A 13,854-nucleotide genomic window follows, 5' to 3' on the forward strand; every position below is an offset into this window, starting at 1 on the left:
GTATTCTCGTATTAAAGGACAGACGATCTGCAGGCGCGTATCCTCGCAGATCTCCGCGCCTGATGCGACAATTTAATCGGCTCTTCATCAGGCGGCGGATCGGGCTGCGGCTGCGGACGCGGTCGTGGATCGGGTAAAGGAACCGGATCGTTCGGCTCGGGCGAGATGGGGATAGACTGGGCTGTCAGCCCTGAAGCGTAATGCATAGTGGCCTCCCGGAAAGTGATACGGGCGTACCCGCAGGCGTAAACGGCCTGAAGACCGTCGGGTGTCTTAGTAAGCGTAGAAGCTGGTCAGGAGAGCGCAAAAAAAAAGCCGACTCAACAAAGTCGGCGTCGTACGAATCAATTGTGCTATGCAGTAATTCAAAAAAGGAAGTAAGACAATATGGAGCGCAACGCCCATCGCTTGACGTTGCATTCACCTGCGAGAGAGATATTGCCCTGAATGGGTAGAGGGTTTATTGATTTCGCTCAAACATTGCCGGGTTTTCCCGGCATCGTCGCTGCTAAAAGGCGATTCTTTACAACCATTTACTGCGATGTAACCACCATGCAACACCACCGATGACAACGACTAACATCAGGCAGAAGAGGCTAAACCCCAGATGCCAGCTGTTGCCAGGGATCCCGCCGAGGTTGACGCCGAACAGGCCAGTTAAAAAGGTGCTGGGCAGAAACACCATCGCCATCAAGGACATCGTATAGGTCCGCCGCGCCAGCGACTCCTGCATAATCTGGGCGATCTCATCGCTCATGATCGCCGTGCGGGCGATGCAGCTGTCGATCTCATCCAGCCCGCGCCCCAGCCGCTCGGCGATATCCTGCATCCGCCGCCGCTGATCGTCGCTCATCCACGGCAGGCGCTCGCTGGCCAGCCGGGCGTAAACATCGCGCTGCGGCGCCATATACCGGCGCATCACGATCAGCTGTTTACGCAGCAGGGCAAGGAAACCGCGCGGCGGCACCTGCTGATCGAGCAGGTCGTCTTCGAGGTCGATTATTCGGTCGTGCAGTTGTTCAATAAACTCACTGGCATGATCGGTCAGCGCGTCGCAGACTTCCACCAGCCAGCTGCCGCAGTCCGTCGGCCCATTGCCCTCCTTCAGGTCGCCCAGCACATCGTCAAGCGCCAGCACTTTGCGCTGACGAGTGGAGACGATGAGCCGCTCATCCATATAGAGACGCATCGCCACCAGCTGGTCTGGGCGTTCATCGGTGCTGCCGTTGATGCAGCGCAGGGTGATCAGCGCCCCGTCGCCGATCCGCGTTACCCGCGGTCGGGTGCTCTCGCCCGCCAGGGCATCGCGCACGTTATTGGGCAGTAGCGGGGTGGCCGCCAGCCAGTCGGCGCTGTCGCTATGGGTATAGTTGAGATGCAGCCAGCAGAGCTTCTCTTTGTCGATAATATCGTTATCGGCGAGCGGCTTCACGCCCCCCTGCCCGTCGAGCACCCACGCGAAGATCGCGTCCGGTATCTGCAACTCCGAGCCTTTAATCGCGTCCACTCAACCTCCGTTAATCCATGCCTGTCACATTTCACGCACTCTGTATAAGGTACGCGAAAGCGCGCTTTTTCGCTGTTTATTGCCCGGTGAAAGGGGCTAATCGCTTCATTAAAAAGCGCTTTCCCCCGGGCCGCGCCCACCTTCCTCATTTAACGTTAAAGTGTAGTGAAATCAAGTTCTTCAGGTTTTGCGCGCCTCAGTGCGACTTTTTGCGGTTTATTTTGCGACTTTATGCTGTATTATGCCGCTTATTGCGTCAACTTGCGGAGTCTCTCGTCATGCATAAGCTCGCCCGACAAAAACACATCCTCGACCGGCTGAGTGAAACCGGTCAGCTGAGCATCAGCGAACTGGTTGATGCGCTGCAGGTGTCGGCCGATACCATACGCCGGGATCTCAGCGAGCTGGAAAACCAGGGCGTACTGCAGAAAAGCCACGGCGGCGCCATCGCGCTTAACGTCCCGGCGATGACGCGCCAGGGAAGAAACGCCCTGCTCCCCGGAACCAAGCAGCGTCTCGGCCAGCAGGTCGCCGCGCGCATCCCCTCCGGCTCGACGCTGTTTCTCGACGCCGGCAGCACACTGCTGGCCGTCGCTAGCCAGCTGAAAGGCCCCATGACCGTGATCACCGCTTCGCTGGATATCGCCCAGCTGTTTAGCGACCGCGCCGATATCCAGCTCATTCTGCTTGGCGGCCAGTGGGACAGTGAGCAGCGGCTGTTCGCCGGCAGCGCCACGCTGTCGCTGGTGGCGCGCTACCGCGCCGATATCGCGATTCTCGGCGCCTGCGCGTTGCATGCCGAGCTTGGACTGAGCGCCAGCCAGGAGGCCGATGCCGACGTAAAACGCGCCATGCTCGCCGCCAGCGCGGAACACTGGCTGGTGGCGGACCATACCAAAGTCAACCATTGCGAACCCTGGCTGGTGGCCGGTCTCAGCGACATACACCATCTTTTCCTCGATCGTCCCTGGCCTGAGCTGGGGGATGACCCTGCCCTCTCTGTACATATTGCTGACGCTTAACAACGCGGAGAACCTGATGAGTAACAACACGATAAATATCGCCCTGATTGGCTATGGCTTCGTCGGTAAGACCTTCCACGCGCCGCTTATCCGTTCGGTGCCGGGCCTGAACCTGGCCTTCGTCGCCTCGCGTGATGAAGAAAAAGTCAAACGCGACCTGCCGGACGTCACGGTGATCGCCTCCCCGGAAGCGGCGGTCCAGCATCCGGATGTCGATCTGGTGGTCATCGCCTCCCCCAACGCCACGCACGCGCCGCTGGCCCGCCTGGCGCTGAACGCCGGCAAGCATGTGGTGGTGGACAAACCCTTTACCCTTGATATGCAGGAGGCCCGGGAGCTGATCGCCCTGGCGCAGGAGAAACAGCGCCTGCTCTCCGTCTTCCATAACCGCCGCTGGGACAGCGACTATCTCGGGATCCGTCAGGTTATTGAGCAGGGCGCCATCGGCACGGTGAAACATTTTGAGTCCCATTTCGACCGTTTCCGCCCGGAAGTCCGCGTCCGCTGGCGCGAGCAGAACGTTCCCGGCAGCGGCTTATGGTTCGATCTGGGCCCGCACCTGATCGATCAGGCGCTGCAGCTGTTTGGTCTGCCGCAGTCGGTACAGGGCAACATTGCCACCCTGCGCGACGGCGCAGAGATCAACGACTGGGCGCACGTGGTGTTAAACTACCCGGCGCATAAAGCGATCCTCCACTGCAGCATGCTGGTCGCGGGGGGCTCCTCGCGCTTCACGGTGCATGGCGATAAAGGCAGCGTTGTCAAAGCGCGGGCCGACCAGCAGGAGAGCCAGCTGCTGGCGGGTGTGGTACCAGGGAGCGCCGGCTGGGGTCAGGATGATGACAAGCTGGTGATCTATGACGCCTCGCTGCAGACCCAAACTCAGCCTACCCCGTCGGGCGATCAGCGCCAATACTATATGCAGATCCGCGACGCGCTGAAGGGCCAGATCGCCAATCCGGTGCCGCCGGTTGAAGCGCTGGCGGTAATGGCCGTTCTGGAAGCGGCGGTGCGTTCCGCGGAAAGCGGCGTGGCGCAGACCCTCGACCTGACCGCCGACGAGCGCAACGCGCTGCGCTAAGCCTGTCGCTACTCCGGTTATCTGCGCGGCCCGCAGGTAACCGGGTCACCGCCCTGACTCCAGAAATAATCACTGCCTGTCAGCAGATTATCCTTTCTTTATCCTGCCTTTTTGCGTAAAGCACCGCTGGAAATTTCAGCCAATTGGGAGGAGGATAGAGAACAGATCGATCGTGATGAGAAAAAGGTTGCTGACGCTGTGGACGCGGTGACCGCAATACCGGACAGGAGAAGCTCATGTACTACACGTTAGGAGATACCACTCTCCATTTTTATCGCTATCAGTGCAAATTTTACGTCGCCCACTGGGAAGGAGGGAACGTGATGGACGAAAAATTTAAACCGTTTATCGAGCAGATCACTGAGAAGACCGGGCTGGACGCGAAGCGCGTCGAGACCGCCGCGCGCGATTATTTTACTAACGTGGATTAACAGGCAGCCTGTTGCGGTATACCGAAGGCCAGGCCGACGCGCCTGCCATTGATCTCCCCCCTTCCGCCGCCACGGCCCTCGTTGTCGCTGGCGGCTTTTCTTCCTGCCGGCGCTAAACGGTGGTCAGTTTTGCAAGGATCGCAGCGAAGGTGTCGCTGACGTTATCGCCGGCGAGCATTTTTTTGCGCAAGGTGATACTTCTGCCTGTCGACGGGATGAGCAGCCGGACTTTCGCATCATGACTGCCGCGCTCAGCGAGAACTACATCGCGCAAAGGAATAATGTAGGTGTCGGCATAGAGACCCGGCGTAAATATCATCGACTCGCCGCTGACGCCAATCACCACCCGATTCTGCAGACGATAGCCGTTGCACAACGCCAGAATACCGGCGGCAATAAATACGCCGCCAATACCCATGCCAATCATTAAGATAATTATCCCGGCGATGAGCGCCAGCGCTCCCTGCGGATAAAAAGCGGATGCATTAAAGGTTAATAGCTGGTGATTATCGTCGCGGCTCATCGCCCCGGTTGTTGACCGCCACGGGGTAAAACCGGCGTTAATCCGCGTTTGAAAGCTGAACAGGCTGCCGACCAGAAAGATCATGCTGATGGGTATCATCACGATACCGCCAATAAAGGCCAGCACAATTGCCAGATAAGGATAGCGGCCAGACAGCATAATGCTGAGCGCCTGAACCACCACGGCGATAAACAGGGCAAGAACCAGCCAGGACCACATGCTGTCCACCCGACTATGGAAATTCAGTTGTCCTTCATCGAGTAATAAATTACGCGCGACAAAACAGATAATAATATTGACGAACAGGCCAATCCAGGCCAGCTTGTGCACATGCTTCATACCCTACTCCATTATGTATTTTACCATTCCATTTCCAGGCATTATAAAATAAAGACTTAATGCCGGCTGGATAGTAGCAAAGCGGTACACAAGATCAATAAAAAGCGCGCGGTCACCTCACATTCTCATTTATATTCAGCGTGATATTGTTAGTTATCATTTATCGTAATTATATAAACCATCCTATATATTGGCGCTATATGTTTTCAGCGCAATAATATCGCCCTGCCGCCTGGCAGGGCGTCGCAGATTAACGCTCCTCCAGCGCCGCCACCGGCTCCGGCGCGCTTTTCCTGCGCAGCAGATAGCCTGCGGCAAGGATCAGCAGCCATACCGGGATCAGGCAGACGGAGATGCGGATGTCCGGGGTCAGATACATCACCCCGAGGATCCCGGCGAGAAACAGCAGACACAGCCAGTTTGTCAGGGGATAGCCGAAACTCTGGAAAGCCGTTACCTTCCCGGCCCGCTGCATGGCGCGGCGGAACTTAAGATGAGTGATGCAGATCATCGCCCAGTTGATGACCAGGGCGGCCACCACCAGGGCCATCAGCAGGGCAAAGGCTTTCCCGGGCATCACATAGTTAATCACCACGCAAAGCGCCGTGGCGACGGCGGATACCGCCAGGGCGGTCAATGGGATCCCGCGGTGGTTCACTCGCAGCAGCGCACGCGGGGCGTTGCCCTGCTGAGCCAGGCCGAACAGCATCCGGCTGTTGCAGTAGACGCAGCTGTTGTAGACCGACAGCGCGGCGGTGAGCACCACCAGATTGAGGGCGTTGGCCACAATATTGCTGTCAATGGCGTGAAAGATCAGCACAAAAGGGCTTCCCCCTTCCACGACGTTCCGCCACGGGTAGAGTGACAGCAGGACCGCCAGCGACCCCACGTAAAACAGCAGAATCCGGTAGATCACCTGGTTGGTGGCTTTGGGAATGGTTTTATGCGGCTCATCGGCTTCCGCCGCGGTGATCCCCACCAGCTCAAGCCCGCCGAAGGAGAACATGATCACCGCCATGGCCATCACCAAGCCCATGATACCGTTAGGGAAAAATCCCCCGTCCTGCCACAGGTTGGCCACCGTCGCCGCCGGGCCGCCGTGACCGCTAAATAACAGATAGCAGCCAAAGGCGATCATGCTGATGATAGCGGCCACTTTGACAATCGAGAACCAGAACTCCAGCTCGCCATACACTTTGACGTGCGTCAGGTTGATGGCGTTGATCGCCACGAAGAAGATCGCCGCCGACAGCCAGGTGGGTACCTCCGGCCACCAGTACTGAATATAGATCCCCACCGCCGTCAGCTCCGCCATGCTTACCAGCACGTACAACACCCAGTAATTCCAGCCTGACATAAACCCGGCGAAGGGCCCCCAGTAGCGGTTGGCGAAATGGCTGAACGAACCCGCCACCGGCTCCTCTACCACCATTTCGCCAAGCTGACGCATGATAAAGAAGGCGATAACCCCGGCGATGGCGTACCCCAGCAGGACCGAAGGGCCTGCCATACGGATCGTTTGCGCAATACCTAAAAACAGTCCGGTGCCGACCGCCCCCCCGAGGGCAATCAACTGGATATGGCGGTTTTTTAACCCGCGTTTTAACTGATGCTCTTGCTGCGTTGTCATCTCTGACCTGCCCCTGTCTGTAAAAAGTCACTTTCGCCGGTAGCAACTTTCAGGCCAGCGGATCGCCGCGCAGCGGCAGACAAAAAGTAATACATTGAATTATATTAAAATATTGTTTTCACATCAGTTCCGGTAGCTGCTCATCGCGGCGCTGACCTGGCGCATCACACGCGAAAACTGGCCAGATTACGCACAGATCATGAGAAAAAGAGCGACTTAATGCATGAACCTGACCCATTTTGGTGCATCCGCTTTGCCGCCGTCCGCCCAGGCTTCACGCCAGGCAAAAAACTGTTAGGCTGTTAGTCACTTTTACGTTCCGCTAGTGGCCACTATGTACAACATCGACGACTATGATCTGAAAATTCTTACCCTGCTGCAGGCCAATGGCCGTTTAACCAATCAGGAACTGAGCGAGCTTATCGGCCTGTCCGCTTCCCAGTGTTCACGCCGGCGTATCGCCCTTGAACAGGCGCAGCTTATCCTCGGCTACCATGCGCGTCTGGCGCCGGATGCCGCCGGGCAGGAGATGCTTGGCCTGATTGAGGTGCGTCTGCTGAATCACACCCCGCAATGCGTGGAGAGCTTTCATCAGATGCTCAGTGAAGTGGACGCCATTCTGGACGCCTGGAAAACCACCGGCGACGCCGATTATCTGCTGCGGGTAACGGTCCCGGACCTGCCCGGTCTGAGCCATTTGATCAGCCATATTCTGGCGCAAAACAAAGGGGTGGCCCATCTGAAAACTGCCGTTGTGCTCAACCGCCTGAAAGAGAACGGCCAGCTGATGCCGGGCACGCCCCCGCTGCGCTGAACCGGAGCACAGCGCCCTGCGTTGGTGCAGACGCGGGGCCAGACAATGCGCGACAAGCGGCAAATTCGCACAATTCACGCATTAGGAAACCATAAAACGCACGAGCCGTGCAATTTTCTCTTCCTGTCAGAACAACAGGTTAGGCTTAACCACGGCTGTTTTTTCCGCAAACGATCGCCCGGGCACTCTCCGCTGGTGCGATTTTTGCAAACAAGCGCTTATCCTTGTTAACGAAAAGATAGTGCTTATTTATGGATAACGTCCTTTCCCCTGAAAAACTGACCCACACCTGGCTGGAGGATGCCCTGGCGCTGCTGTTCGGCACGCTAATGATCTCCTTTGGTATTATCCTGTTTCGTCAGGCCGGTGCCCTGACCGGCGGGACGGCAGGCATGGCCTTTCTGATCCACTACGCCACCCACCTGCCGTTCGGCGTGGTTTTCTTCGCCATCAATCTGCCCTTCTACTGGCTCTCCGTCCGGCGGATGGGCGCCGCCTTCACGCTGAAAACCTTCTGCGCGGTCGGACTGGTGTCGCTGTTCTCCGACCTGCACGGCTACTTTATCCATGTCGATCGCCTGAACCCCTATTACGCCACCCTCTTCGGCAACATCATGGTCGGTATCGGCTTTGTGGTGCTGTTCCGCCATAAAGCGAGCCTCGGCGGCGTCAATATTCTGGCCCTCTATCTACAGGATAAAAGCGGCATCCGCGCAGGTAAATTCCAGATGGTAGTGGACGCCTGCATCGTCACCGCCTCCCTGTGGGTGGTTAGCCTGCCGATGCTGCTGGTCTCTGTCCTCGGCGCCGTGATTTTGAATTCGATTATCGCCATGAACCACCGCCCCGGACGCTATGCGGTGTAATGGCTTCACCTTTAACGGTCATTTCAGGAGTAACCACTGTGTTCCAGAACGTCGACGCCTACGCGGGCGATCCTATCCTGTCGCTGATGGAAGCCTTTCAACAGGATCCCCGGGCAGACAAAGTTAACCTCAGCATCGGGCTGTACTATAACGAGCAGGCCATCATCCCTCAGCTGGAGGCGGTCCGCCAGGCCGCTGACCGGCTACAGAGCCAGTTGCAAAAGGCCAGCCTCTATCTGCCGATGGAGGGACTGGCGCCCTATCGCCGCGCGGTCCAGACGCTGCTGTTTGGCGAACATCATCCGGCGTTGCGTGCCGGACGCATCGCCACCATCCAGACGCTGGGCGGCTCCGGCGCGCTGAAGGTGGGCGCGGATTTTCTCAAGCGCTACTTCCCCGACTCCGCGGTCTGGGTCAGCGATCCGACCTGGGAGAACCATGTGGCCATCTTTGCCGGGGCGGGCTTCGAGGTGCATACCTATCCCTGGTTCGACAGCGCCACTCGCGGGGTCAATTTCCCCGCCATGCTTGCCGCCCTCCAGCAGCTCCCGTCGCGCAGCATCGTGCTGCTCCATCCTTGCTGCCATAATCCGACGGGGGCCGATCTCACCCCCGAGCAGTGGGATCGGGTGATTGAAGTGTTGATCGCCCGGGAGCTGATCCCGTTCCTCGATATTGCCTACCAGGGCTTTGGCCGTGGGCTGGATGAAGATGCCTATGCCATCCGCGCCATCGCCAGCGCCGGGCTGACGGCGCTGGTTAGTAACTCGTTCTCGAAGATTTTTTCGCTGTACGGCGAGCGTGTCGGCGGCCTGTCGGTGGTCTGTGACAATGCCGATGCCGCCGGGCGCGTGCTGGGCCAGTTGAAAGCCACCGTGCGCCGCAACTACTCCAGCCCGCCGGGGTTTGGCGCCCAGGTGGTGTCGCAGGTGCTCAACGATCCCGAGCTGAATGCCCTGTGGCAGGAAGAAGTGGAGGCCATGCGCACCCGCATCAGCGCCATGCGCGTCGCGCTGGTGAAATCCCTGCAGACAGCCCTGCCGGCGGAGGATTTTTCCTATCTGCTGACCCAGCGCGGCATGTTCAGTTACACCGGCTTTAGCGCCGATCAGGTAGACGTTCTGCGCGAAGTGCACGGCATCTATCTGATCGCCAGCGGTCGGGTCTGTGTGGCCGGGCTCAACCACGGCAATATTGCGCGGGTAGCCAGCGCCTTCGCCGCGGTCTGCGCACGCTAGCCGGGGCAACCCCGGCGCGGATTAGCGGTTATTCGCGACGCAGCCGGCGAGCCAGGCGGGTACCCAGCGTCTGAATAAGCTGGACAATAACAATCAGCACCAGGGCGGTGGTGAGGGTGGCAAAGGCGTCGAAGCGCTGATAGCCGTAGGTGATCGCCAGATCGCCGATCCCGCCGCCGCCCACCGTTCCCGCCATGGCGGTCGCGCCAAGCAGACCGATGGTCGCGGTGGTAAGGGCCAGAATCAGCGACGCGGCCGCCTCCGGCAGCATAAAGTGCCAGACGGTCTGCAGAGGGGTAGCGCCCATGGCGTCTGCGGCCTCAAGGATCCCCTCATCCACCTCCAGCAGCGAGCTCTCCACCAGCCGGGCAATATAGGGGGCGACAAAAACGATCAGCGGCACGATGGCTCCCGCGGTGCCGATAGTCGTGCCCACCAGCAGCCTGGTGAAGGGCAGGATCACAATCAGCAAAATGATAAACGGCAGCGAGCGCAGCACGTTAATCAGCGGATTCAGCGCCTGATGCACCACCGGGTTGGCCACGATGCCGCCGGGACGACAAACCACCAGCACAATTCCCAGCGGGACGCCGATCAGCGCGCCAAAGCCCAGTGAGATGGCGACCATAATCAGGGTATCATGCAGCGCCAGCAGAAACTGCTCGCCGGTAATGGCGGTATCAATCAGATCAAACATGGGTGATTTTCACTCCTGCGTCGGCCAGATGGGTGATAGCGCGTTCGGTTTCGTCAGGCTCGCCAAGGAGTTGCACAATCATAAATCCCAGTATCCGGCCCTGAACTTCGGACATGCTGGCAAACAGGATATTCACCTCGACAGCATACTCGCGGATCAGGTGGTTAATGATCGGCTGCCGGGCCGTCGCGCCGATAAATTCGAGGCGTAAAGCCCGGGCGCCGTTATCGCGCTGCAGGAGCGACGCCACCCGCTGCGGCAGGCGATCGTGCACCACCGACTGCACGAAACTGGCGGTGACCGGATGCTGCGGCTGGGCAAAGAGATCGAACACCGTCCCCTGCTCAACAATGCGCCCGGCCTGCATCACCGCCACTTTGTGACAGATTTTCTGGATCACTGACATTTCATGAGTAATCAGCACAATGGTGATGCCGTAGCGGCGATTAATCTCCTGCAGCAGCAGTAAGATCTGTACCGTGGTGTGGGGGTCGAGCGCCGAGGTGGCTTCATCGCACAGCAGCACCGACGGGTTGGTGGCCAGCGCCCTGGCGATACCGACCCGCTGCTTTTGCCCTCCCGACAGCTCATTAGGGTAGCTGTGCATTTTGTCGCTCAGGTCGACAAACGCCAGCAGCTCCGCAACCCGCGCCTGGATAAAGGCCTTGTCGCGGCCCTGCAAAATAAGCGGGATAGCGATGTTATGAAATACCGTTTTCGAATTCAGCAGATTAAAATTCTGAAAGATCATGCCGATATCTTTTTTGATCGCCTGCAGGCGCTGGCCGCTGCAGTCCTGTAGCGGCTCACCGTTCAACACCACCTCGCCCTCGCCCGGCGTTTCCAGCCGATTAATCAGCCGCAATAAGGTGCTTTTTCCTGCGCCGCTGTAGCCAATAATGCCGAAAATATCGCCCCGGTCGATACTGAGATTAATATCCTGCAGGGCCAGAACTGGATGCCCTTTTCTGGAAAAGGTTTTACTGACATGGCGAAATTCTATCATCGCGTTATTCATTTTAAATAATCAGGCAGCAGGTAACCATCATACTGCGGATGGCTGAGAATATATTTTTTGAAATCGGCAGAGTGATAGCCGTCGATAATATCTTTGGCAAACTGCGCCTTCTGATTTTTACCGGCAACGGTTACGACGTTAATAAAATGGCTGGTGGCGGCCTCCAGCTTTAATGCTGAGGTGAGCGCCATGCCGCTGGAAACGGCGAAATTGCCCTGAATCAGGCCATAGTCGACGTCCGGCAGCGCGCGAACCTGCTGGGCATTGTCCATCTCCTTAAGCACGATTTTATAGGGGTTAGCAACGATATTGCGCTGGGAAAAGGTGGCGGGATCGCTGTCCGGTTTAATCTTCACCCAGCCCAGACTTTCCAGCACCAGCACCGCGCGATATTCGTTCGACGGCTGGTTTGGCACCGACACCACCGTGCCGGCTGCCGGGGTGCCCAGGGTGGTCAGTTTGCCGCCATACAGGCCCATCGGCGGTGTGGGTACCTGCACAATGCCCACGTTATCGGTCCCCAGCCGCTCATTGATCGCTTTCAGGTATACCGGATGCTGCATAATATTCGCTTCGATATCGCCGCGGGCTACCGCGTCATTGACCTGAATACCGTCGCTAAAATCTTTATATTCGATTTTATACCCTTTACTCAATAAATAGGGGGCGACCCCTTTTTCAAATTGCTCTTTATACGGCCCGGGATTGAAGCCGATACGAATAATTTGATCTGCGGTGGCGTAAAAAGAGGTAGCGGATAACAGGGCAAGCGTCATCCCGAGCGCAACTGACTTGTTCATAAGGTATTTTCCTGGAAGGTTGGCGATATTGAGCGATTAAATCACAGCCGCAAGAGGGTTGTAAGCCAGAACGCCGGATTTCCTTTTGCTTATTCCTCATAACCTTTTGCCATCCCGACATATCCTAAAAATAATCATCCTTTGCAGATATTGTTATTTAGCCAGGCGCCATAAATCCCTTAAAGATGGCAGATTATTGATGACGTAAACCGGGAAAATTATGCCTGATTTTGCTGCTTCACCGCTGGTGGACGCCCTGGAAGAGAATCTGTTCAGCCTGCTGGAAAACCTGGCCGCGGAGGTCAACACCGACATGCTGCCGTTGATCGACCTCTCCAGCGGCAGTCCGGATCAACCCACCCCGCCGGAAGTGATTGACGCGCTGCAGAGCGCCATTCATCGTCGTGAAAACCATGGCTACCCCTCATTCTGGGGCAAGCCGCAGGTCCGCGAAGCGATCGCCCATTTTTATCGTCGCCAGTATGATGTGGAATTCGATCCGCACAGCGAAGTCGCGGTATTTCAGGGCTCGCATATCGGTATTGGCGGCATCCCGCGGGCGCTGCTCCGTCCCGGGCAATACCTCATCTCCACCGATCCCTGCTATCCCATTTATCGCTCAGCGGCGCTGCAGTCCCAGGCGACGTTTTATGGCCTGCCGCTCAGGGCTGAGAACCATTTCCTGCCGGATTTTAACGACCTCCCCCGGGAGGTGGCTGCCAAGGCCGGGCTGGTGGTGCTTAACTATCCGCATAACCCCACCGGCGCCCTCGCCACGCCGGCGCTGTTCGCCAGCGCCCTGCAGTTTGCCCACCGTCACCAGGTGCCGATCCTGCACGATTTTGCCTATGCGGCCATCGGCAGCGCGGCCAGTGACGCGCCGCTGAGCCTTTTCTCTCAGCCCGGCGCGAAGGCGTGGGGAGTGGAAACCTACACCTTCTCCAAGACCTTTAATATGGCCGGCTGGCGCTTCGGCTTCGCGGTCGGCAACGCTTCGATCATTCGGGCATTTAAAAAGCTGCACACCCACAGCTACAGCACGGTGTTTGGCGCGATTCAGGATGCGGCGATCGCCGCGCTCAGCCTGCCGGCAGAACGGATTGCGCAGCTGACGGAGGCGTATCATCAGCGCCGGGAGTGGGTTCTGCGTCGACTGGCCGCGCTGCGCTGGCCGGTTCGTACCGCACAAGGCACGTTCTTCCTCTGGCTGAGCGTGCCGCCCGGGTACCGTTCACAAGAGTTTGCCCGCCTGCTGCTGCAGGAGGCGCATATTCTGGTGGCGCCAGGCACTGGTTTTGGCGAAGGGGGCGAAGGGTTTATCCGCATCAGTCTGACGGCTGGGGACGACGCGCTGAGCAACGCGCTGGACCGTCTCGCCCGGCTGGCGCTGTTTTAGCGCCCGCCTCGCGGGGCCGTTACACCTTCAGGTAGCCCGCCATGCGTTGAATACGCGCGGCGGAATAGTCATAGCAGGCGCTGGCGGGTTTACCCAGTACGCGATATTTGGCGCCATTGTAAAAGGCGGTCTTATTCTCCTCTTCCAGAAAGCGCCGGGAGACGGTGTCGCTGAAAATACGGTCGCCATCCGACTGCGGCTGATAGCGGCTATATTTGACGCTCTCCCACGCCACGCCGATCGGCTTATGATCATAGCCGGTCATACAGAACAGCCGGTTGGAGGCCAGCAGATCGGCCTCGATGGTTTTAAATTCCGCCGCCGTAGCGGCGCAGGTCATGCTTAACAGGCAGGCCGAAGCCCATCGGTAAATTGTCATTATTCAGGCGATCCCAGAGTGTTTCCTCCATTGTAAGCGGCTGAAAATTCTGGATGTTCGCTTTTACCTATCGTTGTGCGTGAAAACCGCTTAAAATTTTACAATCGTACTCC

Annotated in this window: 15 protein-coding genes; 7 read left to right on the forward strand and 8 right to left on the reverse strand. The window is 58.0% G+C overall.

Annotated elements, in window-relative coordinates; genetic code table 11:
* Positions 1–11: 11 nt before the first annotated feature.
* The gene (locus tag GT756_RS26300; protein ID WP_071592553.1) at positions 12–206 is read right to left on the reverse strand and encodes a hypothetical protein; all 195 of its coding nucleotides are present in this window, start codon (positions 204–206) and stop codon (positions 12–14) included.
* Between the two features lie 317 nt (positions 207–523).
* Entirely contained in the window at positions 524–1,507 is a 984-nt protein-coding gene (zntB, locus tag GT756_RS00795) for a zinc transporter ZntB (RefSeq protein WP_160124508.1), read from the reverse strand.
* 278 nt (positions 1,508–1,785) lie between these two features.
* Between zntB and GT756_RS00800 the strand changes: the two genes are divergently transcribed.
* From GT756_RS00800 to GT756_RS00810, 3 genes are all read left to right on the forward strand, one after another.
* Positions 1,786–2,529: a DeoR/GlpR family DNA-binding transcription regulator gene (locus tag GT756_RS00800; protein WP_053810500.1), complete on the forward strand. Its 744-nt coding sequence runs from the start codon at positions 1,786–1,788 to the stop codon at positions 2,527–2,529.
* A complete protein-coding gene (locus GT756_RS00805) occupies positions 2,492–3,610 on the forward strand; it encodes an oxidoreductase (RefSeq protein ID WP_050558923.1) in 1,119 nt (372 codons plus the stop codon). Before GT756_RS00800 ends, GT756_RS00805 begins: the two co-directional genes overlap by 38 nt.
* A gap of 236 nt (positions 3,611–3,846) precedes the next feature.
* Positions 3,847–4,041 (forward strand): hypothetical protein, encoded by a 195-nt coding sequence (locus GT756_RS00810; RefSeq protein WP_004203980.1) that lies wholly within the window; start codon positions 3,847–3,849, stop codon positions 4,039–4,041.
* A 112-nt stretch (positions 4,042–4,153) separates the two neighbouring features.
* On the opposite strand, the gene GT756_RS00815 is transcribed toward GT756_RS00810, so the two are convergent.
* Both GT756_RS00815 and GT756_RS00820 read right to left on the reverse strand, forming a co-directional pair.
* Entirely contained in the window at positions 4,154–4,903 is a 750-nt protein-coding gene (locus GT756_RS00815; protein WP_049093717.1) for a hypothetical protein, read from the reverse strand.
* A 250-nt stretch (positions 4,904–5,153) separates the two neighbouring features.
* The gene (locus tag GT756_RS00820; protein WP_135698522.1) at positions 5,154–6,533 is read right to left on the reverse strand and encodes an amino acid permease; all 1,380 of its coding nucleotides are present in this window, start codon (positions 6,531–6,533) and stop codon (positions 5,154–5,156) included.
* A gap of 334 nt (positions 6,534–6,867) precedes the next feature.
* On the opposite strand from GT756_RS00820, the gene GT756_RS00825 reads away from it, so the two are divergent.
* The 3 genes from GT756_RS00825 (at position 6,868) to GT756_RS00835 (ending at position 9,451) form a co-directional block, all read left to right on the forward strand.
* Positions 6,868–7,347, forward strand: coding sequence for an Lrp/AsnC family transcriptional regulator (locus GT756_RS00825; RefSeq protein ID WP_023318081.1), 480 nt, complete (start codon positions 6,868–6,870; stop codon positions 7,345–7,347).
* 251 nt (positions 7,348–7,598) lie between these two features.
* Positions 7,599–8,213 (forward strand): YitT family protein, encoded by a 615-nt coding sequence (locus GT756_RS00830; protein ID WP_004176405.1) that lies wholly within the window; start codon positions 7,599–7,601, stop codon positions 8,211–8,213.
* A gap of 38 nt (positions 8,214–8,251) precedes the next feature.
* Entirely contained in the window at positions 8,252–9,451 is a 1,200-nt protein-coding gene (locus GT756_RS00835) for an amino acid aminotransferase (RefSeq protein WP_064183121.1), read from the forward strand.
* Positions 9,452–9,479: 28 nt separating this feature from the next.
* On the opposite strand, the gene GT756_RS00840 is transcribed toward GT756_RS00835, so the two are convergent.
* From GT756_RS00840 to GT756_RS00850, 3 genes are read right to left on the reverse strand one after another with little or no spacing between them, the layout of a single operon-like run.
* Entirely contained in the window at positions 9,480–10,148 is a 669-nt protein-coding gene (locus GT756_RS00840) for a methionine ABC transporter permease (RefSeq protein WP_004203975.1), read from the reverse strand.
* Positions 10,141–11,154, reverse strand: coding sequence for a methionine ABC transporter ATP-binding protein (locus tag GT756_RS00845; RefSeq protein WP_004203973.1), 1,014 nt, complete (start codon positions 11,152–11,154; stop codon positions 10,141–10,143). Before GT756_RS00845 ends, GT756_RS00840 begins: the two co-directional genes overlap by 8 nt.
* An 8-nt stretch (positions 11,155–11,162) precedes the next feature.
* Positions 11,163–11,966 (reverse strand): MetQ/NlpA family ABC transporter substrate-binding protein, encoded by an 804-nt coding sequence (locus GT756_RS00850; RefSeq protein ID WP_004203972.1) that lies wholly within the window; start codon positions 11,964–11,966, stop codon positions 11,163–11,165.
* A gap of 220 nt (positions 11,967–12,186) precedes the next feature.
* On the opposite strand from GT756_RS00850, the gene GT756_RS00855 reads away from it, so the two are divergent.
* On the forward strand, positions 12,187–13,362 hold the full coding sequence (locus GT756_RS00855) for an aminotransferase class I/II-fold pyridoxal phosphate-dependent enzyme (protein ID WP_017898758.1): 1,176 nt from the start codon (positions 12,187–12,189) through the stop codon (positions 13,360–13,362).
* A 19-nt stretch (positions 13,363–13,381) separates the two neighbouring features.
* On the opposite strand, the gene GT756_RS00860 is transcribed toward GT756_RS00855, so the two are convergent.
* On the reverse strand, positions 13,382–13,741 hold the full coding sequence (locus tag GT756_RS00860; protein ID WP_048294633.1) for a hypothetical protein: 360 nt from the start codon (positions 13,739–13,741) through the stop codon (positions 13,382–13,384).
* Between the last annotated feature and the right edge of the window lie 113 nt (positions 13,742–13,854).

It is taken from the genome of Klebsiella sp. Q2, assembly GCF_009900705.1.
In the GTDB taxonomy this organism is placed as follows: domain Bacteria; phylum Pseudomonadota; class Gammaproteobacteria; order Enterobacterales; family Enterobacteriaceae; genus Klebsiella; species Klebsiella quasipneumoniae.